Here is a 23,119-nt window from a genome sequence, read left to right on the forward strand (position 1 = left end):
ATGTGAAGTGGTTTGCAAAGAAAAAACCGGCGGCCAGGGCACCCCAGGTCCAGCTGCGGGACGTGGAGCACCACCCCTTTGGGATGCTGGACCGGTACGTCCCCCTGCGCCGGGGGGAGCTGGACCTGTACCGCTCCATCCGGGAGGCGGTGCCCATTGTGGACGCCGCCCTTTTGAAGCTGGTGCGGCTGTGCGGGGGCGTCATTGTCCGATGCCCGGACCCGGAGGGCCAGAGGGGGCTGGAGCAGTTTTTGGCCCAGGTGGACACCGGGCGGGGCCAGAGGGGCATCCAGTCCTTTCTGGACCAGTATCTGGACTCCATGTTCACCTGCGGCCAGGGGGTGGGAGAGATCGTCCTCTCCCCCGGCGGGCAAGACATTGCCGCCCTGCTGTGCGCCGATCCGGGGCAGGTGGAGATCAAGGAGGGGGACACGCCCCTGGACTTCTGGCTGTGCATCCGGGACGGGAGCGGGCAGCTGGAGGAGCTGCCCTGGCAGGAGCTGCTGCTGTTCACCCCCTTTCAGCCGGGAACGGACAGCCCCTACGGGGTGTCCCTGCTGCGGTCCATGCCCTTTTTGAGCGGAATCCTCCTGAAAATCTATCAGGCCGTCGGCCAGAACTGGGAGCGGGTGGGCAACCTGCGCTTCGCCGTGGTGTGCAAGCCCGGCGAGGGGGACGGCCTGTCCGCCCAGGAGCGTGGGGAGATGGTGGCCAGCGAGTGGTCCGCCGCCATGCGCTCCACCCGCCAGGGGGCGGTGCGGGACTTTGTGGCGGTGGGCGACGTGGACATCAAGGTCATCGGTGCGGACAACCAGGTGCTGGACAGCGAGGTGCCGGTGCGGCAGATTCTGGAGCAGCTCATCGCCCGGACGGGGATTCCGCCCTTTCTGCTGGGGCTGTCCTGGTCCTCCACCGAACGCATGAGCGCCCAGCAGGCCGACCTGCTCACCAGTGAGATCACCGCCATCCGCCGGGGGGTGGAGCCGGTGGTTCGGAGGGTGTGCCAGCTGTGGCTGCGCCTCCACGGGATCGCCGGGCCGGTGGAGGTGGACTGGGAGGACATCAACTTGCAGGATCTGGTGGAGGAGGCCAAGGCCGGGCTCTATCAGGCCCAGACGGAACAGATCAGGAGGGAGACAACGTGAAGATCATCAAAACATCCCAGGAGCCCCAGGCGGTCCTTCAGCCGGGGCACCTGGAGGACATCAACCGCCTCAGCCGCACGCCTCTGACGGAGGCGGAGGTGTACGCCTTCTCGGTGCGCCTGTGCGACAACGAGGTGGACCGGGACGGGGAGCGCTTTGCCCCCAAGACCCTGGAACAGCTGGCCCCCCTGTTTGTGGGCAAGAGCGGCATCTTTGACCACAACTGGAGCGCCCAGGGCCAGGCGGCCCGGCTCTACCGCACCCAGGTGATGGCGGAGCCCGGGCGGCTCACCCAGGCGGGGGACCCCTACTGCTGGCTGAAGGGGTACGCCTATATGGTGCGCACCCCGGACAACCAGAGCCTCATCGCCGAAATCGAGGGGGGTATCAAAAAGGAGGTCAGCGTGGCCTGCTCGGTGGAGAAGGCGGTGTGCTCCATCTGCGGCGCGCCCCGGGGAGAGAGCTGCGGCCACAAGCCCGGGGAGGTGTACGACGGGAAGCTGTGCTACATCAGCCTGGAGGAGGCCAGCGACGCCTACGAGTTCTCCTTCGTGGCGGTGCCCGCCCAGCCCCGGGCCGGGGTGGTCAAGGGATTTTCCGGACGCCGGGAGGCGGCCTGCCTGAAGGAGCTGGTCCAGGGGAATGCCGGATGCGCCCGGGAGCTGGAGACGCTGGAGCACGAGGCGGCTCTGGGCCGGAAGTGGATCTCCTCCCTCCGCGCCGATGTGGTGCGGCTGGGGGGGCTGGCCGACCCCAAGTTGGACTTGGCGGTGCTGAAAGCCATCGCCGAAAAGCTGGAGGAGGGGGAGCTCCAGGAGCTGAAGCAGGCCTATGAGGCCCGGGCCCAGGAGCGGTACCCTCTGACGGTGCAGCTAGGGTACGGAAAGGAGCCGGAGCGGCGCCCCGAGGAGGACAGGGCGTTCTTGATTTGACCGGCAGTTCGGGTTTGATTCTGAATCTTTGAAAAAACAAAGGAGGAACACGCAGTGAGTAAGGTTTCGTTTGAGGACATCGGGGCAGTTATCGCCACCTTTGCCGCCCAGGACGGCGTAAAGCCCGGCCAGATGGTGAAGATCACCGCCAACGGCGAGGTGGGGGCGTGCAGCGCCAACGACGCCTTTGCCGGGCAGGCCCAGTCTGTCCGGGGCGGCTTTGCCGGGGTGCAGGTGAAGGGCTTTCTGACTCTGCCCACTACCGGCAGCGTGGCACTGGGCCGGGTCAGTCTGGCGGCCGACGGCACCGGCGGTGTGCAGACGGCCTCCACCGGCGGCGTGCCCGCCCTGGTGGTCAGTGTGGACGCTGCGGCCAAGACCGCCGTGGTCTGTCTGTAAGAAAAAGGAGGTTTTTGCTATGGCGAATCAGTTTGACACCATCCGCCTGGAGAAAGGGATGTACCAGGAGGCGGGCCGCTCCTTTACCCAGGTGCTGGAGCGGCTGGACCCCTCGGAGCAGTACAAGGGCACCCGTTTGGAGGGGCTGGACGCCTTCCAGCGGCAGCTCAAGCGCTTTGACATCAAGGTGAAGGGGGCGGGCTCCGACCCGGTGGAGAAGTTCTTCCGCACCGCCGATTCGGCGGTGCTCTTCCCCGAGTACATCGCCCGGTCCGTGCGCCAGGGCATGGAGGAGGCCAACCTGCTCCCCGCCATCACCGCCGCCACCACCCGCTTTGAGGGGATGGACTACCGCTCCATCACCGCCGAGGCCGGGGGCGGCGAGAAGGAGCTGAAGGCGGTGGATGAGGGGGCGGCCATCCCCGCCACCACCATCAAGGTCCAGGCCAACCTGGTGAAGCTCCACAAGCGGGGGCGCATGCTGGTGGCCTCCTATGAGGCGGTGCGGTACCAGAAGCTGGACCTGTTCTCCGTCACCCTGCGGCAGATCGGCGCACACATCGCCCGGATGCTGCTCTCCGACGGTGTGGACGTGCTGATGAACGGGGACGGCAACGACAACGAGGCGGAAGCGGACGAGACCACCGCCGCCTCCACCCTCACCTATGACGATTTGGTGACCTTCTGGGGCAAATTTGATCCCTATGAGATGAACACTCTGCTGGTGAGCCCCGACGTGATGCTGAAGATGCTCAAGCTCACCGAATTCAAGGACCCCCTCACCGGGCTGAACTTCCAGGGCACCGGCAAGCTGACCACCCCCCTGGGGGCCACCCTGCTGCGCACCTCGGCGGTGCCCGCCGACACCATCATCGGCCTGGACCACCGGTACGCCCTGGAGCTGGTTCAGGGCAGCGACGTGATGGTGGAGTACGACAAGCTCATCGACCGGCAGCTGGAGCGGGCGGCCATCACCACCCTGTGCGGCTTTGCCAAGCTGTTCCCCGACGCCTCCCGGGTGCTGAAGGTCAAGGCGGCGGAAGAGGACTGACGATGACGGAGAAGGTTCTGAAGCTGCTGGCCGCCATGGGGGCGGACACCAGCCAGGAGGAGCTGCTCACCCCCCTGTGTCAGGCGGTGCAGGACTCCCTCGCCCGGCGGCTGAGGCCGGGGGTGACGGCGGAGGACTGTGAGAGCGCCTTTGTCACCGCCGCGGCCTGGATGGTGCTGGCGGGGCTGCGCACCGGGGACGGCGGGGAGGGCGTCACCGCCTTTACCGCCGGGGATGTGACCATCCGCCGGGAGGGAGGCCGGGAGACGGCCTCCCTCCTGGAGCAGGCGGAGCGGCTGATGGCCCCCTATGTGGTGGACGGCGGCTTCTTTGTCCAGGGGGTGAGGGGATGATGGATCGGGAGTGGTCCGCCCTGCTGGAGCGGTACGGCCAGAGGGTGGTGCTGCACCAGGGGGAGCAGGAGACCGCCGGGAGGGCGTTTTTGCAGCCCATCCGGGAGACTGGGCAGGAGCAGCAGGTCCCCAGCCCTCTGGGATTCCGCCGGGAGGACCGGTTTTTATATCTGGGGGCTCCGGACTGTCCCCTGGGACAGGAGGACTGGGTGGAGTGGAACGGCGGCGCCTATGAGGTGTGGTCCACCCACCCGGTCCATGTGGGGCAGACCGTTTTGTACACCTGGGCGGTGCTCCGGCCCAGGGATCTGGAGGCGGAGGCGGCACTATGAGCGATGGACTGGACAAGATCCGGGAGCGGATGGCGGACTATTTGAATGCCCAAGGCGTGACCGCGGTCACCGCTTGGCCAGCGGAGGAGCGCCTGCGGCGGGAGGGAGCGGTGGCGGCGGTCACCCTGAGAGCCTGTCAGGCTGGACCGGCCGGTTTTCAGTCCTACCTGGGGGAGCAATACAACCAGGAGACGGAACAGTGGGAGGAGATCTATGGCCGGAAGGTTCAGCTGACCTTCGGCCTGGACCTGTACGCCCTGCCCCAGGCTGGGGAGGCGGCCCTTCAGACCGCGCTGGATATTCTGGCCCAGGCCTGCGCCGGAGCGGGGCCGGAGGGGCTTACCATCCAGGAGTTTTCCAGCGGAGAGACCGCCTATGACGGGGACAGCCGCCTGCTGCGCAAGCCGGCCCAGGCGGTGTGCACCGCCTATCTGTACGCCATTACGGAGGCGGACGGCACATTCCTGGACTTTGAGATCAGAGGGGAGAGGATTCCATGAGCATTACCACACACGAGCGCCCGGGGGTGTACTCCTCCTACGGCGCATCATCCCTGATCCGCGGAAGCGGCGGGAGAAAGACCGTGGGACTGGTGGCGGTAAACACCAAGGCCACCGCCAAGACGGTCTACACCATCACCAGCTATGAGGAGGCAGTGACCACCTTCGGCAGCGCCGGCGGCCAGGACATGGCCGAGTTGATCCGGGTGATCCTCCTCAACGGTGCTGCTGCGGTGGCGGCGGTCCCCATCGCCGCCAGCACCGACTATGAGGCCGGGTTTGCGGTTCTGGAGGGGCAGGAGAACGTGAGCGTGGTGGTGTGCGACAGCACCACCCAGACCGACCAGCAGGATCTGCGGGACAGCGTGGCCGCCGCATCCGCCGCCCGGCGGGAGCGGATTGCCGTAGTGGGCGGAGCGGCCAGCGAGACGGTGACCAACCTCATTTCCAGGGCCGCCGCTTTAAACAGCGAGCGGGTGGTTCTGGTGGCCCCCGGCGGAACTGATGAGGATGGGACCGCACTGTCCGGTCTCACCGCCGCAGCGGCGGTGGCTGGGGCCATTGCCTCCCAGAGCGACCCGGCCCTGCCCTTGAGCGGGGCGGAGCTGACGGGCCTGCACGGCCTCTCCCAGCAGTATAACGACAACGACATCGACCTGCTGGTGCGGGGCGGAGTCACCCCCCTGGAGAGCGTGGCGGGAGTGGTCTCCGTGGTCCGGGGCATCACTACCCGCACCACCACCGGGGAGTCGCCGGACACCACCTGGCGGGAGCTGACCACCATTTTGATCGTGGACGATGTGATCCCCTCTATCCGGGAGAGCCTGCGGGCCAAGTTCCGCCGGGCCAAAAATACCGAGCAGAGCCGGGGGGCCATCCGCTCCCAGGTGATTCTGGAGCTGGAGAGCAAGCTGAGCCGGGAGATCATCACCGGCTATGAACACGTGACTGTGTCAGCGGACACGGAGAACCCCACGGTGTGTCTGGTGGAGTTCTCCTTCACCGTGGCCCACGGCCTCAACCAGATCTGGCTGACGGCCAGCATTACCATTTAAACCTGGGCCGCCCGCGAACAGAAGCGGGCGGCCCCCATTCAAATAAAGGAGGGAGCAACCCTTGAGCATCGCAGGATTTCCCACCAGCAGCGACATCTATCTGGAGGTAGACGGCACCAAGGTGGCGGTGGTCCAGAGCTACACCGCCAAGGCGGCCAAAACCAGCCGGGCGGTGGAGGCCTTTGGAGAGGAGGAGCCGGTGGCCACCGTCCCCGGCCAGACCACCCACGTACTGGAACTCACCCGGCTGTACGCCACCGACGAGGCCATCCGGGACGGTATCGACTTCTACAGCCTCAGCGACTTCTCTCTGGTCATCTGTAAGCCCGACCGGAAGGTCATCTACTCCGACTGCCAGTGGAGCGGCATTCAGGAGACGGGCACCCTGGGGGACATGGTGCTGGAAAAGGTGACCATTGTGGCCGGAAAGCGGCTGGAGACGGAGGTGTAAGCCGGTGGGCGCGTCGATTTTAGCGGGCCGGGACCGGCTGGACCTGGACAACGGTATGAGCCTGCGGCTGCTGTCCGCCCTGGAGGTGCTCCAGGCCCGGCGGGAGGCGGAGGAGCTGGCCCAGTCTGAGCGGGAGCGGGCCCTGTGCTCCAACGCCTGTCTGCTTGCCCGGGCCCTGGAGACCCAGGAGGGGGAGCCGGTCTTTTCCAGCGGCCGGGAGGTGCTCTCCGGGCTGCGGGTGGAGGAGATCGCCGCCCTGGCCGCCACCTGGAGCCGCTTTAACCGGGAGGAAAACCCCGGCCTCACCCTGGAGGCGGAGCAGGCGGAGGATGTAAAAAAAAACTAGCCCGGGACGGGGCGGAGCGGCTGCGGTGGAAGGTGCTGAAAACCTTCGGCGCCCTGCCCACCGAGGAGCGGGCCAGGGCCATGCGGGACCGGGACTATGTTTGGTGCCTGACCCACATGGCCCTGGATCAGGAGGAGGAGCTCTCCAGGCTGTGCCCCAGCTGCCGCCTCCAGGCGGAGGAGGCACGGTGCCCGGTGTGCGGCCGCCCGGCCGAGAGCTGGGAGGGGGCGCTCAACCCCTCCTTTGACCGGGAGCGCTTTGAGCGGCTGAGGAAGGGAGGACAGCCATGAGGGACTATCTGGAGGAACTGCTGGACCTTCTGACCCAGGAGGACGAGGAGGCCGCCGGTGTCTGGGAGACGCAGACGGCCTCCCTCATTCTGCCCAAGGCTCCGGAGGCGGAGACCCCGGCAGGGGCGCTGGAGCTGCCGGAGGGAGTGGCTGCGGGAGAAGCGGACTCCGGCAAAGGCGGGGAGCGGCTCAGGCTGGAGCGGGAACCGGCACCGGAACCCACTCTGGACTTGGAAGAACTAGAGAATGTGCCGGGGCTGGACGGCGCCCTGGACCAGGATGCGGCGATCCCGGACTCCCCGGGTGAGCTGGATGAGGCGCTTGCCTCCGGCGGAGAGCGGCCTGTCATAGGAGAGGACGGGCCGGCGGAGGCCGGCGCGGTTCTGCTGGAACAGATCAGGAGCCGGAGGCGGCCCGCTCTGCTCCAGCAGGCGCAGGAGTTGGAGCGGCAGGCGGGTCAGGCGCAGGCCCTGGCTCAGAACCGCCGGAGCCGCTCTCTGGCGCCGGCGCTGGCCCTCCCCTCACGGGGACAGGCCTCTTTTTCCTCCCAGACGGCGGAGGGGAACGGCGGCGGTCAAAACGCCGGTGGGGCGTCCTTACCGGGCAGAGAGGATCAGGCCCGTCTGATCGACCGGGCCTTCCAGCGGGACAGCCGCCGGTACGACCGGGGATTTTCCCTGTACTAAAAGGAGGAATGCAGGTTGATCTTGACGCCCATGCGGTACAAAAGCTACACCTGGCCCCACAACCCAAGGGTGTACTCCATCGACTACGAGCGGAAGATGGCGGTACACAAGGTGCCCTTTGGCTACTACTACCTCCAGGACCTGGGCCGGACCCGGCGGGTCATGGAGGGGGAGGGGGAGTTTGTGGGCGAGGGGGCTTACAACCAGTTCGGACAGCTGGCCAACGTCTTTTATGAGGAGGGGCCCGGCCTGCTGATCCACCCGGTTTGGCAGGCGGCCAGCGCCTACTTTGTCTCTCTGCGCCTGGAACAGGAGCCCCTGCCCGACTATGTGCGATACTCCTTCACCTTCTGGGAGGACGCGGATTACTACAACGGAGCGGTGCGGGTGGAGTCGTCCGCCGGAGCGGCGGGGACCGGCTCGGGCGGTACCGGGGGCTTGGCCTCCTCTGGCTCCTCCAGCCGGTACCGGGTGGTCCAGGGGGACACCCTGTGGGGGATCGCCCAGAAGTTCGGTGTGTCTCTGGAGACCCTGGTCGCCCTGAATCCCCAGATCAAAAACCCCAATCTGATCCAGCCGGGAGATGAGGTGAGGGTGGCGTGACTGGCTATGTGTTTACGGCGGGAGGCGTGTCCACACAGCTGCCCGCCCCGGTGTCCTGGACCTTTCAGTACACCGCCGGGGTGCCCTGCGACAGCTTTCAGCTACGGTGCATCTGGGAGGGGGAGAACGCGGTGCAGCCGGCGGAGTGGGCCACCTTTCAAGCTCTGGAGGGCGGCGAGGTGAAGTTCACCGGGGTGGTGGACGAGTGCGAGACGGTGCGCACCTCTGAGGGGTCCTACTTCGAGGTGAGCGGCCGGGGGATGGCCGCCCGACTGCTGGACAATGAGGCCCTGAGCCAGGACTATGAGATCGCCACCTTGGCTGACATTCTGCGGGACCACGTGACCCCGTACGGTGTGGCCGTGGGGGCGCAGTCCGCCATGGGGGCGGTGTCCCAGTTCTCGGTGGCCGCCGGCAGCAGCGAGTGGTCGGTGCTCTATGACTTTGCCCGGTACTATAACGGAATCTACCCCCGGTTTGACCAGCTGGGGCGGCTGATTCTGACCCCCTGGAGCAATACGGCCCGGGTGGTGCTGGACAGCACGGTGCCGGTCACCCGGCTGGTGTGCCGGGACCGGCGGTACGGAGTGCTCTCCCAGGTGGTGGTCCGGGACCGGTACCAGGACTGGACGGAGACGGTGGATAACCCCTCCTTCCAGGCGCTGGGAGGACGGCGGCGGCAGGTCATTACCATGCCGGGCAAGGGGCAGTACCAGGCCATGCGCTACAGCGGGCAGTTCCAGCTGGAGCAGTCGGCGGCGGAGCAGCTGCGCCTGGAAGTGGAGGTGCCCAAGCTGTTTTTCGCCAAGCCCGGAGATCTGGTCCAGCTGGCCCAGTCGGACTGGGGGCGCAACGGGCAGTACCGGGTGGCCCAGGCTCAGGTGGGCCAGGACAAGCGGGGGGCGTGGACCGTTTTGGAGCTGGCACCCCCGGACATGGTGTTGTGAGGTGACGGATATGTGGACAGCCAATCGCAAGCGGGAGGGGCGCACCGAGGAGTGCGCCGCCGACCAGGGGGTCGTGACCCTGGGGGGCGACCCGGCCGCCGTCTATCTGGGGGGAGAGCGGCGCTGGGTCTCCCTCTATACCCCCGGCGGCTATCAGTGGCGGCCCAAGGCGGGGGACAAGGTACTGGTGGTCAAGGCGGGGGACCACCGGGAGCTCCCCTGCCTGGTGGGGAAGCGGCCGGACGCTCTGTCGGAGGAGGATGAGCTCTCCCCCGGCTCGGTGCGCATCCACAGCGGCACTGGGGTGGTGCTGCTGGACGAGGACGGGCTGACCTTGAAGGGGGACGAGGTGGCCCTGGAGGGGGACATTTACGTCAACGGGCAGGAACTGGAGGCCTACATTCAGGATATCGTGTACCAGGTGCTGGCCTCTATGATGGGATAGGAGGAAACGGCGATGGAACTGAAATTGGAGCAGGGGGACTATGTGCCCGACGGAGCTGGGGGGTTTGAGACGCTGGACGGGGCCCAGGCCCTGCTGGCCCGGGTGCTGTTCCGCCTCACCGCCAGGCGGGGGCAGTTCCCCTTCCTGCCGGAGATGGGCAGCCGGCTGTACCTGCTGGGCCGGGAACGGCCCTCGGCGCGGGAGGCCCTGGCTTTGCAGTACGTCACCGAGGCCCTGGTCCAGGAGGCGGACCTGGCGGTATTGGGGACGGAGCTCCAGGAGGACGGGACGGGGGCGGCCGTCCTGACGGCAAACCTGGAGTGGCGGGGGACGCCCCTGGCCGTCCAGATGGATGTGATACTGTAGAGGAGGGGTGGACGTGAAAACAGTGGATGAAATTTTTGAGGAGATGCTCGCCTGCTTCGGGGAGAAGACCGGCGTGGAGCTGGAGGCGGGCTGTGACCTGGCGGTGCGGCTGTACGCGGCGGCGGCCCAGGTGTACGCCCTGTACGTCCAGGCGGACTGGGTGGCCCGGCAGGCCTTCCCCCAGACGGCGGAGGGGGAGTATCTGGACCTCCACGCCCAGCTGCGCAGCCTGGAGCGCAAGGAGGCAACCCGGGCGGTGGGCACCCTGCGCTTCACCGCCGGGGAGGCCAGCGAGAACGACCGGGCCATCCCCCTGGGGACGGTGTGCATGACCGCCGGGCTGGTGCGCTTTGAGACCACCCAGGCGGCGGTGCTCTCGGCCGGGGCCACCCAGGTGGACGTACCCGCCCAGGCGGTCCAGCCCGGGAGTGCGGGCAACGTGTCGGCCGACGCTGTCGTCTCCATGGCGGTGGCCCCCGTGGGCATCCAGAGCTGCGGCAACCCCAGTCCATTCCTGGGGGGCAGCGACGGGGAGAGCGACCAGGAGCTGCGGGCGCGGGTAATGGACACCTTCCAACGCCTGCCCAACGGGGCCAATGCCGCCTTCTATGAGCAGGGGGCCCTGTCCTTTGACGAGGTGGCCGCCGCCTCCGTCCTCCCCCGGAACCGGGGTGTGGGGACGGTGGATGTGGTGGTGGCCACCGGAAACGGACAGCCCGATGAGGAGCTGCTGGCCGAGCTGGAGGACTACTTCCAGACCCGGCGTGAGATTGCGGTGGACGTGCAGGTGCTGGCCCCGGAGGAGGTGGGCGTCACCCTGTCCGTCCAGGTAAAGGCCAAAGACGGCTGGGACGGCTCAGAGGTCCGCACCGGGGTGAAGAACGCATTGCAGGCCTGGTTCTCCGGAGAGCGGCTGGCGCAGGACGTGCTGCTGGCCCAGCTGGGCAGCCTGATCTACGGCTGTGAGGGAGTGGCCAACTATAAGATCGTCTCCCCCGCCGCCGACGTGGCCATCGAGGCGGACCAGCTGCCGGTGCTCTCCTCCATCAATGTGGAGGCGATGTCATGACTTACGCCCAGTATTTGCGGCAGCTGCTGGCTCCGCTGGGGATCTATCAGCTCAATGCTCCCTTTCAGGGGGGCGAGCTGGAGGCCCTGGGAGACGCCTTTGACCAGGTAGAGGGGGCGCTGGAGGAGCTGAACCGGGAGGCATGTCTGGCCACGGCAGAGGACTGGGGGCTGGAGCAGGTGGCCGTCCTCTTTCGCCGCCGCCCCCCCGCCACGACGGTCAAGACCATGCGGGAGGCCCTGGCCGCCCTGCTGCGCATCGGCGGGGACAGCTTTACCCTGGCGGCCATCAACGACACCATCTCCGGCTGCGGCGTCAACGCCCGGGTGGAGGAGACAGACCAGGCGGGGACCGTGGAGGTCTCCTTCCCCCAGGTGCCGGGCATCCCGCCCAACTTTGAGGAGATCCGGGTCATCATCGAGGACATCATTCCCGCCCACTTAATTATCCAGTACCACTACTGGTACCTGACCTGGCAGCAGCTGGAGCAGAAATTCTCCTGCTGGCAGGACATTGAGGACAAGAATCTGACCTGGTACGGGCTGGAGACCTATGTGGAGCCGGAGGACGAGACATAAAATGCCGGAGCGGGACTTGATGAGTTCCGCTCCGGCATTTTTTATAGATCATCGGGCTACCAGGTTCCGGAGGGGTTCTCCGGTTTGATAGCGCCTCAAATTGTCCAGGGCCAGCTGGATGCAGTTTTTCCGGGTGACCTCCAGGCGCATGCCGCCCGCCACGTGGGGGGTGATGAGCAGGCGGGGAACCTCCCAAAGGGGGCTGTCCGCCGGAAGGGGCTCCGGCTCGGTCACGTCCAGCGCCGCCCCCCACAGCTTACCCCCCTGCATCAGCTCCGCCAGGGCCTCCTGGTCCAGAACACTGCCCCGGCCCGCGCTGAGGAGGACGGCGTCGTCCTTCAACAGCCCCAGGCGCCGGCGGTCCATAAACCGGACGGTGGAGGGGGCGTGGGGCAGCACCAGGGCCGCCACATCTGCCTGTGGGAGCAGTTCGTCGGTGCGCTCCATGGGGAAGACCTCGTCAAAGCCGGGGACCGGGCCGCCCACCGTCCGCTTCAGCCCGATGGTGCGCGCGGCCCCCAGGACCTTGCACAGCTGGGCGAAGGCGGAACCCACATGGCCCGCGCCCGCCACCAGCACTGTGGCCCCGGCCAGGGACTTCATATCGCCCACGTCGATCCAGCTGTGATTGCGCTGCTGGTCCCGGCACTGGGGGATTTTCCGATACAGGGACAGCAGGCTGGCCAGCATGTGCTCCGCCACAGACTGGCTGTTGGTGCCGGCGGAGGAGGTCATCAGCACCGAGGGCGGCACCGTATCGGTGTATTGATCCGTTCCCGCCCACATGCAGTGGAACCAGCGGAGCCGGGGGGCCTGGGCGAGCATCTCCGCCCTGGGCCAGCCCATGACGATGGTGGCCTGGGCAAACTGCTCCAGCGTGGCGGTGCGGCGGCCCGCGTACAGGTGGACCGCGTCTGGAGCGGCGGCCTCAAAGGCGGCTTTTTCTTCTTCGCGGACCGGGAGAAGATTCAAAATCACGTCAGGCATCGAAAACGACCTCCTTACGATACAGGTTTATCAAATATATATTTGAGCCTTGTGGCCTGGACTTCAGGATACCACATTCCGGGAGCGGTTTCAACTCTGCGGGGGAGTTCGACGCCTCCCGTCCCTTTACCATGAAAAAAACTTGTGCTACAATAGTGGCTGCTGAACAAACCGCAAAGCGGTTGATTCCCGCGAAACAGCTGGCAGAGAGGAGGCGGAGCCCGTGGAGATCACATTGAACACCCCCCTTACCGATTTCCCCGGCGTGGGCGAGGTGCGGGCCAAAAAGCTGGAAAAGCTGGGCCTGGTCCGGTGCGCTGACCTGATTTCCTACTTTCCAAGGGACTATGAGGACCGGCGGCAGGTGTACTCCATCCGCTCCGCCCCTCTGGGCCAGAAGGTGTGCATCTCCGCCGTGGCGGCGGAGCACCCCCGCCTCTCCCGCATCCGCAAGGGGCTGGAGCTGGTAAAGCTGAAAGTAGTGGACCAGGCGGGGGCCCTGCACATCACCTTCTTCAACCAGAGCTATGTGGAGCGGGCCCTCCGGGCCGGAGAGGAATATATTTTTTACGGCGTGGTAGAGGAGCAGGGCAGCCGCCGCACCATGGTCAATCCCATCTTCGAGCGGGTGGGAAAGCAGAACTTCACCGGCTGCATCGTCCCCGTCTACCCCCTGACGGCGGGGATCACCAACCACCTGCTCTGCACCCTCACCCAGCAGGCGGTGGGCGCCTGTGCCCAGGATATGCCCGAGACCCTGCCCCGTGGGGTCCGTCTGGACCACGAGCTGGCCCAGGCGGAATTCTCCTATCGGAACATCCACTTCCCAGAGTCCTTCCAGGCCCTGGAACTGGCCCGGCGGCGGCTGACCTTCGAGGAGCTCTTCTACCTGTCCGCCGGTCTGGCCATGCTGAAGGAGCGGCGGGGGGACGTGCTGGGCTGCGCCATCCCGTCCCGGCCCATGGAGGAATTTCTCGGCCGCCTCCCCTTTCCCCTCACCGGGGCCCAGCGGCGGGTGATGGAGGAGATTTCAAGAGATATGGCCTCGGGCCGGCCCATGAACCGGCTGGTCCAGGGGGACGTGGGTTCCGGCAAGACGGTGGTGGCCGCCTATGCCGCCTGGCTGGCGGCGGGGGCGGGATACCAGTCCGCCCTCATGGCACCCACGGAGGTACTCTCGGAGCAGCACTTCCGCTCCCTGTCCGCCCTGTTGGAGCCGGCGGGGGTGCGGGTGGGGCTGCTCACCGGCTCCATCACCCCGGCGGGCAAGAAAAAAGTCCGGCAGGCCCTGGCCGCCGGAGAGATCGACCTTGTCATCGGCACCCACGCCCTCCTCTCCCAGGGGGTGGAGTTCGCCCGGCTGGGCCTGATGGTGGCCGACGAGCAGCACCGGTTCGGAGTGGCCCAGCGGGCCGCCCTGGCCGCCAAGGGGGACTCCCCCCACGTGCTGGTCATGTCCGCCACCCCCATCCCCCGGACCCTGGCCCTGATCATCTACGGGGACCTGGACGTGTCCGTCATCGACGAGCTGCCTCCGGGCCGCACGCCGGTGGAGACCTATGTGGTGCGGGAGGACAAGCGGGCCAGGATGTACAACTTCGTCCGCCGTCTGGTGGGAGAGGGCCGGCAGGTCTACATCATCTGCCCAGCGGTGGAGGAGAATGCAGAGGGTGGAATGCAGAAGGCAGAATGGGAGGGAGACGGCCCCGCTCTTGATTTAAAGGCGGTGACCACCTACGCCAAGAAGCTCCAGACGGAGGTATTCCCCGACCTGAAGGTGGACTTCCTCCACGGGAAGATGAAGCCCAAGGAGAAGGAGGCGGTGATGGCCGCCTTTGCCGCCGGGGAGACCCAGGTGCTGGTGTCCACCACCGTCATCGAGGTGGGGGTGGACGTGCCCAACGCCGCCCTGATTATTGTGGAGAACGCGGAGCGCTTCGGCCTCAGCCAGCTCCATCAGCTCCGAGGCCGGGTGGGCCGGGGAAAGCACCAGTCCTACTGCGTGCTCATCACCAACACCCGCAGCGTGGAGGCCATGCAGCGGCTCAGGACCCTGGCCTCCACCACCGACGGCTTCAAGATCTCGGAGGAGGATCTGAAGCTCCGGGGCCCGGGCGACTTCTTCGGCAGCCGCCAGCACGGCCTGCCCCAGATGAAGCTGGCCGACCTGGCCGGGGACATGCGCCTGCTCAGCGAGGCCCAGGACTCCGCCCGGAGGCTGCTGATGGCCGACCCCACCCTCTCCCAGCCGGAGAACCGGCCGGTGCTGGAGCGGGTGCGGACCCTGTTTTCTGACACGCCGGATATTTTCAACTGATGCCGATAAACTATGAGGAGGAATTTACTATGACCCGTTTGGAAGAAGTACAGTACCTGCGCACCGAGCCGGACGGCCGCCACTACAACTGTGCCCAGTCCCTGCTGGTCCCCTTTGGGCCTGAGGTGGGCCTCACCAAGGAGCAGGCGGACGCCCTGGGGGCCAACTTCGGGGCAGGAATGAAGATGGGGGCCACCTGCGGCGTGCTCACCAGCGCCCTGATGCTGCTGGGGATGAAGGGCTGCACCCCCCAGCAGGCCGCCCAGCTGGTCCAGCGCTTCCGAGAGAAGCACCAGGACACCAACTGCGCCGCCCTCCTCTCCAAGGCCAAGGAGGAGGGAATTCCCAAGAAGGAGCACTGCGACAGTCTGGTTTTCGAGATGGCCAAGATCCTGGACGAGGAGTTTTTCGCCCAGGAGCAGTAACGGTTCCAGAGGCTTCGCCGCTGGTTCCACAAATGCCAAAAGGGGAAGCCCCGCCGGGCTTCCCCTTTTGACTGTTTTGTGAGAAGGAAGGAATGGAAAATCGAGTCGCAAAGGTTATTGGCGAGGAGGCCGGTAAGAGCGGCTGCCGGTCAGCTCGTTAATTTTTTAACCTTTTGCTGGAACCAACTTTACCACCAAATCCGGAAAAATACTATCCCCAAATTCATTATATACTGCATAAGTAAAAAGTTATAAAATTCCCCCTTCTCTTGCGTCCGGGAGAGGAATGGGATATAATGAGACCCGCGCATCCGGACCCAGGTCCGGTGTATGGATGGAATATAAGGAGAAGGCTATGGATGAATTGGAACAGCTCCCGATCCCCCTGCTGATGTGGTACCGGGAGAACGCCCGGGTGCTGCCCTGGCGGACCCACCCCACCCCCTACCGGGTGTGGGTGTCGGAGATCATGCTCCAGCAGACCCGGGTGGCGGCGGTCCTGGACTACTACCGCCGTTTTCTGGAGGCGGCGCCCACAGTGGCCGACCTGGCCATGCTGCCCGAAGACGCCCTGATGAAGCTGTGGCAGGGGCTGGGCTATTACAGCCGGGCCCGGAACCTGCAGAAGGCGGCCCGGCAGATCATGGAGCAGTTCGGGGGGGTATTTCCAAATACTTATGAGGACATCCGCTCCCTGGCGGGGGTGGGGGACTACACCGCCGGGGCCATCGCTTCCATCGCCTTCGGCATTCCGGTTCCGGCGGTGGACGGGAATGTGCTGCGGGTGGCGGCCCGGATCACCGGGGACAGCGGGGACATCACCTCTCCCGCCATGAAGAAGAAGGTGACCGCCGCCCTCCAGGCGGTCATTCCCGCCGGGGAGCCGGGGAACTTTAACCAGGCCATGATGGAGCTGGGGGCCACCGTCTGCCTGCCCAACGGCGCGCCTCAGTGTGAGAAGTGCCCGGCGGCCCCCTTCTGCCGGGCCCTCAGGGAGGATCGCATCGGGGAGCTGCCGGTGAAGGCCCCCAAGAAGGCGCGCCGCATTGAGGAGCGCCGGGTGTATCTGATTTTCTCCGACGACGGCGTGGCCCTGCGGCGGCGGCCGGGAAAGGGCCTGCTGGCCGGGCTGTGGGAGTATCCCAACGAGCTGGCCGGGGAGGAGACGATCCCCGCCGCCCTGGGGCTGTCTCCGGCGGATTTGGAGCTGGTGGGGACAGGCAGGCACATCTTCACCCACATCGAGTGGCGCATGACCGCCTATACCGCCCGGGCGGAGGCTCTGGACCTCCCACAGGGCTGGGTGTGGGCGGACCGGGATGCTCTGGCCCGGGAGTACGCCGTGCCCAACGCCTTTCAGGCATTCTCGGAGTATGTCAAAGGGAAGTTGGGGTATTTTTCTTAGCGGGGGTTCGCTGCTATCTTCGTTTTTCGCACTTCTGTAGGGCCCGATGCCCTCATCGGGCCGCACCTGGAGACCTTCGCAGGGAGTTTCGCCGCCTGCGGGCAGCGACCTACTTTGCCCATGGCGGCAAAGTAGGCAAAACGCCCCCGGGGACGGCTCCAGATGAGCACTTCGTGCTCATAGTCGCCTTTCCCCGGACCCCATTTACGGGGGTTATCCCTTGGGGCGGGCAAAAAAGTTCCGGCGCGCAAAATCTGAGTGCGTGTCTGAATTCCAGCCGGGCCACTGGGCCCTGGCTGTCCAAAAATTGAAGGCTGGTGCAGTTCCGCAACTGCGCCTGGCTGTCCCAGCCGACAGCCCCGGTCCAGTTACGCCGTAGGAGCGACCCTTGAGGTCGCCCGAAAGCCTTCCCCTGGGGGAAGGTGCCGAGTGCAGCGAGGCGGATGAGGGGAACGGTCTTGGTTATGAGGGCGACCCGTTTCAACCGTAGGGGCGCACACTGTGCGCCCGCGGGCCGCCGAGGTCGTCGGCCCCTACGACATTCACCGGATCGTCTTCTGTATGTTCTGTAGGGGCGGGTGTCCTCACCCGCCCGCCAATCCCCTGAGCCGCACTTGAACCCAAGCAACTTAATAGGCGCGCTTTTCATCGATAGGAGCAATCCCCAAAGGTTACCGACAACTCAGCGGCAGCGGTAATAGAACGGAGGCCAGTCCGTTGTCCACTCGCGCCTTTGCGTTGACTGCCTGCCTCCCGTATTGGCGGCCCCCGCAACGGGGGTTCTAGGGGCGGCGGCGAATATGGACACAAAGTGTCCATCCTGAGCCGTCCCCCTAGCGCTTTTTTGGTGACTTTTTGGGCGTGTCCAAAAAGTCACTCGCCGCCGGAGCGGCGAAATCCCCTGCAAAACTCTCTAAAAACAAGGAGGGAACCTCTGTGCTCTGCAATCTCTGTCCCCGGCAATGCAATGCCCTGCGCACGGAAACGGCGGGAGAGGGATACTGCCGCATGCCCGCCGCGCCGGTGGCGGCCCGGGCCGCCCTCCACATGTGGGAGGAGCCCCCCATCTCCGGCACCCGGGGGTCCGGGACCATCTTCTTCTCCGGGTGCTCTCTGGGGTGTGTGTTCTGTCAGAATGAGAAGATCAGCCACCAGGACTTCGGCAGGCCGGTCACAGCGGAGCGCCTGCGGGAGATCTGCCTGGAGCTCGTCGCTCAGGGGGGCCACAACATCAACTTCGTCAACCCCACCCACTACGCCCATGTGGTGCGCCAGGTGCTGGAGGAGCCCCTCCCGGTGCCGGTGGTGTGGAACTCCGGGGGTTACGACCGGGTGGAGACTCTGAGGGCCCTGGAGGGCCGGGTGTCCGTCTACCTCCCCGATTTCAAGTACCTAGACCCGGAGACGGCGGGGCGGTACTCCGCCGCCCCGGACTATCCCCAGGCGGCCCAGGCCGCCATTCGGGAGATGGTCCGGCAGACGGGGCCCTGCCAATTTGACGAGAGCGGCCTGCTCCTCCGGGGGACGGTAATCCGCCATCTGATCCTCCCCGGGCAGGTGAACCAGGCCAAGGCGGTTATGGACTGGGTTTCCGAGGAATTTCCCCGAGGGACCGTGCTCTTCTCCCTCATGAGCCAGTACACCCCCTGGGGTGACCTGTCCCGCACCCCGGAGCTGAACCGCCGCCTGCGCCGGGGGGAGATGGAGAGCGCCATCGCCTACATGCAGAACCTGGGGCTCCCTGGCTTCTGTCAGGAGCGCACCAGCGCCAGGGAGGAGTACACCCCTCCCTTTGATCTCACAGGCCTGTAAATTGGGCGGTTGGACAAAATCTGTTCACAAACCCGGGAACTGTTTGCAAAAAGTTCATAGGCCCGTCACGAAATTGCCTTAATTATCGGTTACTATATCATCGTACCCAGTAATCATACATATCTCCCATTTCTCCCTCTCCTTTACAACACACACAAGTAAGAGGCCCCGGTGGTGAACCGGGGCCTCTTACTTTCTTTGAAAAAGAAAGTAAGCAAAGAAATTTTGTGCGAAACTGCGTTTCGCCTCTGTGTTTTAAGAGACAGATCCCAGACCTGTCCCTTTTTGTTTTTCCCAAGCCTTCCCCCTGGGGGGAAGGTGGCTGGCCGTAGGCCAGACGGATGAGGGGGCAGTTTCCCGCCCCCTCTCTATGTAGGGGCGCACATTGTGCGCCCGCCGCCCCTTTTGTAGGGCGCGGCCTCCCGGACGCGCCGCCCGGGCTTGCCACGTCTTCGCTGTAGGGGCGGCACACTGGGCCGCCCGCCCCCCAACAGGCGCACTCCGCCCTAATTCCCAATATATGTATTCAAACGTCCCACAATGGGAGCAATTCCACCCTATTTGAGTAGGCCGAGAGCCTTCCCCCCACAGGGGGGAAGGTGGCACGGCGAAGCCGTGACGGATGAGGGGCGTCTCGACCACAGCAAGCGCGCTCCTGGGACACCCTCATCAGTCACCCTAACGGGTGACAGCTTCCCCCTAGAAGGGGGAAGCCTGGACCCCAACTCAAACAAGGAGGAATTTTATTTATGGCGACCAATCAAACGACCAATTACCAGCTGAACCAGTGGGAACCCACAGACCAGGTTTTACGCACCGACTTCAACGCCGACAATGCCAAACTGGATACGGCGCTGGCTGGGCTGGCGGCAAAGGGGACAGAGCTGGAGGCGGACCTTGCAGCCGCCGCTGCGGGGGCAGGCAACTGTCAGATGGAGCTGTTCACCTACACTGGGACAGGGACCTGCGGCGCGGGGAACGCCACCAAGGTCCGGTTTGCCCATCTGCCCGAGATCTTTTTCATTGGGGGCAGCGAGTCATTGATGTTCGGACGGGGCGGAAACCCACAGATGACATTGATCGCTCAAAATATTTACAGCGATACCTTCATCAACGAGTCAGTAAACAGTTGGTCCGGTACCCAGCTGTCCATAACCCATGCAGACAACGCCCGCTATCAGATGAATAACAAGGATGAAATCTATTGGGTGCTGGGGTTGTACCGAAAGGGAGACTAAAGAAAGGAGCCCCCCGGGCGGATAAACCGCCTGGGGGGCTGTTGCTATTTCATTTAGAACAAATGAAAATTGCAGAATCGAACATTAGGCATTCAGAGTGATATTGCCATCAGTCAGGTTATAGGGAACCTTAAAGGTGGCAGTAGCCACGGTGCCATCAATGTCCAGAGTGACGCCGGAAACAGTCTGGCCGCCCACAGTAAAGTTCACCGTGTAGGAAGAATCCATCCAGTTGCCCTCACGATCATAAGTGAAGGTGATGCTCTCACCGGGGACCAGGTACTTAGCGTTCACGCTGGCCTTAGCATTCTTGTCATTGCTGACGAAGTTGGAAATCACGGTGCCCACAGCGTAGACGTTCTCATAGTAGGTGACATCCCAAGTAAACGTCTTCTTGACATCATGCTTCGTCAAGGTTTCGAAGGTGTAGTAAGAACCGTGGTCGCGGGTCTCAACGATCGTGTAGCCCTGGTCGATCAGCTCCTGCTTGATCGCGTTCACAGCGGCGTCCTCAGTCCAGTTGCCAGCGAGGACATAGGGCACGACAGCATCGTTGTACTGAGAATCTTCCAGTTCAACCTTGACGACACCCTTGCTTTCGTTGGAGGGGCCGTCATAGCCGTCGCCAGTCCAGTCAATGATGACAGCGGAGGTGATACGGCCGTTCTCGATCACGGCGTTGAAGTCGTAGTTCCGAGTCTCATTCAGAGTATCCAAAGCGGACTTCAGCTGATTCCAGCCAGTGTACTCCTCAGTGGTGGTCTTGTTCTTGTTGATCTGACGGATGACAAACTGAACGTCAGTGTCTACGTAGATACCATTGTCGATGTCCTGGTTGCTTCCATTCCAGTTATAGATGGTGCGGCCATTCTTGCTGTAATCAATAGCCTGCCCCTTCAACTGCATCACTACCAGATCCTCGTCACGGAGCTCAGTGACGGCCTCAGCCATATCATCGGCGTACTTGGCGGCTTCGTCAAATTTATCAATGCTCTTTACATTGCCGTCGGCATCGTACTTGACGGTGTACCAGGTGTGCTGAACCATCTCGTCGGCCAGGATGCTCTCGTCCTCGTCGTTGACCTCGTTCAGAGTGACGATCTTACCATCGATGACCACGTCGCGGGTCCAGCTCCACTCGCCGTTCTCATAGCCCTCCTCAGAGGCCTTCTCGCTGATCACATAAGCCACGTTGCTGGAGGAGCCCTCGCTCTCGCCCACGACCACAGCGGCGATGACCACGCCGGAGTCGTCGTACAGAGCATAAGTGCTGTGAGCGACCTTATCACTCTTCTGCAACTTCAGCTCACTCTGGACCGTGGCCTTGCCCCAAACATCAATGGACACATTATCCACGCCCACGATGACCTCATCGGCATCAGCAATTACGCCGTAAGTACCTTCGTTATCTACAGAGACGGTATCCAGACCGGCCACCAGGTAAACGGTGTCCTCGTTGCCGTAGATCTTGCCGTCGCCGGTACCGCCCAGCAGGGAGATGTGGCGGTCATCGATGACATTGTACTGATCGTACTTGCCGTCCTTATCAGTATCCACAGGAACGGTCTGGTTCTGGGCAAGATCATTCTTACCGCCGTTCAGATCATAATCGATCGCAGTCAGAGTGTAGACACCGCTGCTGTTCACAGTGTACTTGAACCAGGTGTTGATCAGAGCCTGGCTGCCGCGCCCTTCATCGGGAGTATCTTTAATAGCCTCAGTAATGGCATTGCGGATAGCGTCGTTGCTCTTGACCTTGATGACCTCAGAAGTGCCGTCCAGGAAGATGGCATTGGCGTCAAAGTTGGCGGTGGCCAGATAGTCCTTGCCGCCGTTGATGCCGGTCAGGAACAGATAGTTGTTGGAGCCCTCAACCTCTTCCACACCGATGGCGTAGCCGTACTGGTCCAGATAGACGTTGTAGGTCTTATCCTTCAGGTTGCTATTGGTGTAGTTGTCCAGGGTGTCGGCCTCATAGGTCAGGGTGTTGGAGGCGTCATACTTGGTGCCGTCGGCAGTGACGCTGCTGACCTCGGTGCCGCTGTTGCCGCCCTTGTCATTGGAGGTGAACCGGGTGATGGTCACGCCGGACATAGTCTCCACGTCAGAGATGCTCTCGATCTCCTCGGAATCGAAGGAGTAGGTCACCAGAGCGAAGTCGCCCTCGACCACGTCCTCAATGGCGAAATCCTCGGCGGAGACGTCCATGATCTTCTCATTCAGGCTGTTGGGAGCATACAGCTTGAAGGAAACTTCTTCCTTCTTCTCGTTGTAGTCGGTGTCAGCCTTAGCCAGATAGGTGTTGATCACGGTGACGATGACGTCCTTGTTGTCGGAGTCCACGAACACCTGGGTCAGGGCGCCGTTGCCGGTCTCGGAAACGTCGTCCTTGTTGTTGCGGGAGATCTCCTCATACAGGTCGTTCTCCGCGCCGTCCACATAGCTCTCGAACTCGTAGTTGTCATAGGCGGTCTTGCCGATGACGTCGTACAGGTCCTTGCCGGTGACGGCGGTGGTGTACTCGGCAACCATCAGATTCTTCTGAGCATAGGTGCCGATCTCGTTGCCGCCGAAGCTCCAGGTGCGGGAAGGACGGCCGAACACATCGGTGGTGTCCTTGTCCAGCTTCAGGTCGCCCATGTACAGCTGCTCGCCCAGCTCCACGATGGAGCCGCTGACTAGGTCGCCGTCGTTGTTGGTGGTCCGGTCATCGTCGATGGCCCGGGCATAGGTCTGGTTGCTGGTGATGTAGTTGTAGGTGACGTTGTTGTTGATAACCACGTCGCCGATGGACCAGCTGCCGTCGGTGGAAGCCTGCACGGTGCCGGCCTCCAGGGTGTTCAGCACCAGCTGAGCCACGTCGTTGCGAGTCATGGCCTGGGTCACGCCGGAGTCCACGCCCACGAACAGGTCGATGGCGTTGCCCTGGCGGGTGGTGGCCAGCTGCCAGTCGCTGCCGAAGTCGGAGGCGTACTGGAAGTAGCCCAGGGCCTTCATCAGCATCAGAGCGGCCTGAGCGGTGGTCACGGTGTCGGAACCGCCGTAGATGGTGTCGCTGTAACCGGCGGTGATGCCGTTGGTCCAGCAGGCAGCCACGTAGGGCTCAGCCCAGGCAGGCACGTCGGTGAAGGGGCTGGTATTCTTGTAGCTGGCCACGTTATACTCCATCAGGTTGGACATGATAACGGCCATCTCGTTGCGGGTGACGTTCTGGTCAGGATTGAAGTCTCCGTTCTCGTCGCCGACCATGATGCCGACGGCCTGGAGAACCTCGATGGCTTCCTGATTGTCCTCAGAAGTCACATCCGCATAGCTCGCGGCGCTGGAGCCCATCACCATCAGGCCGGAAATCATGGCCGCGGTGAGACCCAGGCTGAGAGCACGCTT

24 protein-coding genes and 1 pseudogene are annotated in these 23,119 nt (G+C 64.1%); 23 read left to right on the top strand and 2 right to left on the bottom strand.

The genetic code is table 11. The features are described from left to right. Positions 1–2: 2 nt before the first annotated feature. The 18 genes from H6B31_RS09915 to H6B31_RS10000 all read left to right on the top strand — a co-directional run bounded on the left by H6B31_RS09915 (position 3) and on the right by H6B31_RS10000 (position 11,548). Positions 3–1,145 (top strand): serine/threonine protein phosphatase, encoded by a 1,143-nt coding sequence (locus H6B31_RS09915; protein WP_204898368.1) that lies wholly within the window; start codon positions 3–5, stop codon positions 1,143–1,145. After that, positions 1,142–2,077: a hypothetical protein gene (locus tag H6B31_RS09920; protein WP_204898369.1), complete on the top strand. Its 936-nt coding sequence runs from the start codon at positions 1,142–1,144 to the stop codon at positions 2,075–2,077. Before H6B31_RS09915 ends, H6B31_RS09920 begins: the two co-directional genes overlap by 4 nt. Before the next feature lie 54 nt (positions 2,078–2,131). Beyond that, positions 2,132–2,476 carry a hypothetical protein gene (locus H6B31_RS09925; RefSeq protein ID WP_204898370.1) on the top strand — a complete coding sequence of 115 codons (345 nt, stop codon included), beginning with the start codon at positions 2,132–2,134 and terminating at the stop codon, positions 2,474–2,476. Between the two features lie 19 nt (positions 2,477–2,495). After that, positions 2,496–3,527 carry a phage major capsid protein gene (locus H6B31_RS09930; RefSeq protein WP_204898371.1) on the top strand — a complete coding sequence of 344 codons (1,032 nt, stop codon included), beginning with the start codon at positions 2,496–2,498 and terminating at the stop codon, positions 3,525–3,527. Positions 3,528–3,529: 2 nt separating this feature from the next. Next, positions 3,530–3,880 (top strand): hypothetical protein, encoded by a 351-nt coding sequence (locus tag H6B31_RS09935; RefSeq protein ID WP_243418980.1) that lies wholly within the window; start codon positions 3,530–3,532, stop codon positions 3,878–3,880. Beyond that, the gene (locus H6B31_RS09940; protein ID WP_204898372.1) at positions 3,877–4,212 is read left to right on the top strand and encodes a hypothetical protein; all 336 of its coding nucleotides are present in this window, start codon (positions 3,877–3,879) and stop codon (positions 4,210–4,212) included. Before H6B31_RS09935 ends, H6B31_RS09940 begins: the two co-directional genes overlap by 4 nt. Continuing rightward, positions 4,209–4,712 (top strand): hypothetical protein, encoded by a 504-nt coding sequence (locus tag H6B31_RS09945; protein WP_204898373.1) that lies wholly within the window; start codon positions 4,209–4,211, stop codon positions 4,710–4,712. The genes H6B31_RS09940 and H6B31_RS09945 overlap by 4 nt, the downstream gene beginning before the upstream one ends. After that, positions 4,709–5,767 carry a phage tail sheath subtilisin-like domain-containing protein gene (locus H6B31_RS09950; RefSeq protein ID WP_204898374.1) on the top strand — a complete coding sequence of 353 codons (1,059 nt, stop codon included), beginning with the start codon at positions 4,709–4,711 and terminating at the stop codon, positions 5,765–5,767. Before H6B31_RS09945 ends, H6B31_RS09950 begins: the two co-directional genes overlap by 4 nt. A gap of 61 nt (positions 5,768–5,828) precedes the next feature. After that, the gene (locus H6B31_RS09955; protein WP_204898375.1) at positions 5,829–6,218 is read left to right on the top strand and encodes a hypothetical protein; all 390 of its coding nucleotides are present in this window, start codon (positions 5,829–5,831) and stop codon (positions 6,216–6,218) included. A 4-nt stretch (positions 6,219–6,222) separates the two neighbouring features. Continuing rightward, entirely contained in the window at positions 6,223–6,564 is a 342-nt protein-coding gene (locus H6B31_RS09960; protein ID WP_204898376.1) for a hypothetical protein, read from the top strand. 32 nt (positions 6,565–6,596) lie between these two features. Next, positions 6,597–6,854: a molybdopterin oxidoreductase gene (locus H6B31_RS09965; RefSeq protein WP_346014065.1), complete on the top strand. Its 258-nt coding sequence runs from the start codon at positions 6,597–6,599 to the stop codon at positions 6,852–6,854. Further along, entirely contained in the window at positions 6,851–7,540 is a 690-nt protein-coding gene (locus H6B31_RS09970) for a hypothetical protein (protein ID WP_204898377.1), read from the top strand. Before H6B31_RS09965 ends, H6B31_RS09970 begins: the two co-directional genes overlap by 4 nt. Before the next feature lie 30 nt (positions 7,541–7,570). Beyond that, complete coding sequence (locus tag H6B31_RS09975) at positions 7,571–8,143, top strand: LysM peptidoglycan-binding domain-containing protein (protein ID WP_204898392.1); 573 nt, start codon at positions 7,571–7,573, stop codon at positions 8,141–8,143. Then, positions 8,140–9,090, top strand: coding sequence for a hypothetical protein (locus H6B31_RS09980; RefSeq protein WP_204898378.1), 951 nt, complete (start codon positions 8,140–8,142; stop codon positions 9,088–9,090). The genes H6B31_RS09975 and H6B31_RS09980 overlap by 4 nt, the downstream gene beginning before the upstream one ends. Positions 9,091–9,100: 10 nt before the next feature. Further along, positions 9,101–9,535, top strand: a complete 435-nt coding sequence (locus H6B31_RS09985) for a hypothetical protein (RefSeq protein ID WP_204898379.1) — start codon at positions 9,101–9,103, stop codon at positions 9,533–9,535. A 12-nt stretch (positions 9,536–9,547) separates the two neighbouring features. Continuing rightward, positions 9,548–9,901 carry a hypothetical protein gene (locus tag H6B31_RS09990; RefSeq protein WP_204898380.1) on the top strand — a complete coding sequence of 118 codons (354 nt, stop codon included), beginning with the start codon at positions 9,548–9,550 and terminating at the stop codon, positions 9,899–9,901. Positions 9,902–9,914: 13 nt separating this feature from the next. Beyond that, the gene (locus H6B31_RS09995; RefSeq protein ID WP_204898381.1) at positions 9,915–10,970 is read left to right on the top strand and encodes a baseplate J/gp47 family protein; all 1,056 of its coding nucleotides are present in this window, start codon (positions 9,915–9,917) and stop codon (positions 10,968–10,970) included. Further along, complete coding sequence (locus tag H6B31_RS10000) at positions 10,967–11,548, top strand: DUF2313 domain-containing protein (RefSeq protein WP_204898382.1); 582 nt, start codon at positions 10,967–10,969, stop codon at positions 11,546–11,548. Before H6B31_RS09995 ends, H6B31_RS10000 begins: the two co-directional genes overlap by 4 nt. A gap of 48 nt (positions 11,549–11,596) precedes the next feature. Here H6B31_RS10000 and H6B31_RS10005 read toward each other — a convergent pair whose 3' ends face one another. Continuing rightward, positions 11,597–12,535, bottom strand: a complete 939-nt coding sequence (locus tag H6B31_RS10005) for a D-2-hydroxyacid dehydrogenase (RefSeq protein ID WP_204898383.1) — start codon at positions 12,533–12,535, stop codon at positions 11,597–11,599. Between the two features lie 211 nt (positions 12,536–12,746). Here H6B31_RS10005 and recG point away from each other — a divergent pair. The 5 genes and pseudogenes from recG to H6B31_RS10030 all read left to right on the top strand — a co-directional run. Then, a pseudogene (gene recG / locus H6B31_RS10010) lies at positions 12,747–14,852 on the top strand (ATP-dependent DNA helicase RecG); the annotation flags it as partial. Between the two features lie 29 nt (positions 14,853–14,881). After that, positions 14,882–15,277 (top strand): C-GCAxxG-C-C family protein, encoded by a 396-nt coding sequence (locus tag H6B31_RS10015; protein ID WP_204898385.1) that lies wholly within the window; start codon positions 14,882–14,884, stop codon positions 15,275–15,277. Between the two features lie 355 nt (positions 15,278–15,632). Then, on the top strand, positions 15,633–16,682 hold the full coding sequence (mutY, locus tag H6B31_RS10020; RefSeq protein WP_204898386.1) for an A/G-specific adenine glycosylase: 1,050 nt from the start codon (positions 15,633–15,635) through the stop codon (positions 16,680–16,682). A gap of 936 nt (positions 16,683–17,618) precedes the next feature. Further along, positions 17,619–18,494: a 4Fe-4S cluster-binding domain-containing protein gene (locus tag H6B31_RS10025; protein WP_204898387.1), complete on the top strand. Its 876-nt coding sequence runs from the start codon at positions 17,619–17,621 to the stop codon at positions 18,492–18,494. A 749-nt stretch (positions 18,495–19,243) separates the two neighbouring features. Then, positions 19,244–19,732: a hypothetical protein gene (locus H6B31_RS10030; RefSeq protein ID WP_204898388.1), complete on the top strand. Its 489-nt coding sequence runs from the start codon at positions 19,244–19,246 to the stop codon at positions 19,730–19,732. 84 nt (positions 19,733–19,816) lie between these two features. On the opposite strand, the gene H6B31_RS10035 is transcribed toward H6B31_RS10030, so the two are convergent. Next, a partial coding sequence (locus tag H6B31_RS10035; protein WP_204898389.1) for an S-layer homology domain-containing protein occupies positions 19,817–23,119 on the bottom strand: 3,303 nt, incomplete at its 5' end.

Origin of the sequence: Pseudoflavonifractor capillosus, assembly GCF_016899775.1 — a bacterium.
In the GTDB taxonomy this organism is placed as follows: Bacteria; Bacillota; Clostridia; order Oscillospirales; family Oscillospiraceae; genus Lawsonibacter.

What these genes read in the sequence shown, in the direction of transcription:
- H6B31_RS09930 (WP_204898371.1), top strand. Translation starts at nt 2,496, where the DNA reads ATGGCGAATCAGTTTGACACCATCCGCCTGGAGAAAGGGATGTACCAG.
- H6B31_RS09935 (WP_243418980.1), top strand. Translation starts at nt 3,530, where the DNA reads ATGACGGAGAAGGTTCTGAAGCTGCTGGCCGCCATGGGGGCGGACACC.
- H6B31_RS09940 (WP_204898372.1), top strand. Translation starts at nt 3,877, where the DNA reads ATGATGGATCGGGAGTGGTCCGCCCTGCTGGAGCGGTACGGCCAGAGG.
- H6B31_RS09945 (WP_204898373.1), top strand. Translation starts at nt 4,209, where the DNA reads ATGAGCGATGGACTGGACAAGATCCGGGAGCGGATGGCGGACTATTTG.
- H6B31_RS09950 (WP_204898374.1), top strand. Translation starts at nt 4,709, where the DNA reads ATGAGCATTACCACACACGAGCGCCCGGGGGTGTACTCCTCCTACGGC.
- H6B31_RS09970 (WP_204898377.1), top strand. Translation starts at nt 6,851, where the DNA reads ATGAGGGACTATCTGGAGGAACTGCTGGACCTTCTGACCCAGGAGGAC.
- H6B31_RS09975 (WP_204898392.1), top strand. Translation starts at nt 7,571, where the DNA reads ATGCGGTACAAAAGCTACACCTGGCCCCACAACCCAAGGGTGTACTCC.
- H6B31_RS09985 (WP_204898379.1), top strand. Translation starts at nt 9,101, where the DNA reads ATGTGGACAGCCAATCGCAAGCGGGAGGGGCGCACCGAGGAGTGCGCC.
- H6B31_RS09990 (WP_204898380.1), top strand. Translation starts at nt 9,548, where the DNA reads ATGGAACTGAAATTGGAGCAGGGGGACTATGTGCCCGACGGAGCTGGG.
- H6B31_RS10000 (WP_204898382.1), top strand. Translation starts at nt 10,967, where the DNA reads ATGACTTACGCCCAGTATTTGCGGCAGCTGCTGGCTCCGCTGGGGATC.
- H6B31_RS10005 (WP_204898383.1), bottom strand. Translation starts at nt 12,535, where the DNA reads ATGCCTGACGTGATTTTGAATCTTCTCCCGGTCCGCGAAGAAGAAAAA.
- H6B31_RS10015 (WP_204898385.1), top strand. Translation starts at nt 14,882, where the DNA reads ATGACCCGTTTGGAAGAAGTACAGTACCTGCGCACCGAGCCGGACGGC.
- mutY (WP_204898386.1), top strand. Translation starts at nt 15,633, where the DNA reads ATGGATGAATTGGAACAGCTCCCGATCCCCCTGCTGATGTGGTACCGG.
- H6B31_RS10030 (WP_204898388.1), top strand. Translation starts at nt 19,244, where the DNA reads ATGGCGACCAATCAAACGACCAATTACCAGCTGAACCAGTGGGAACCC.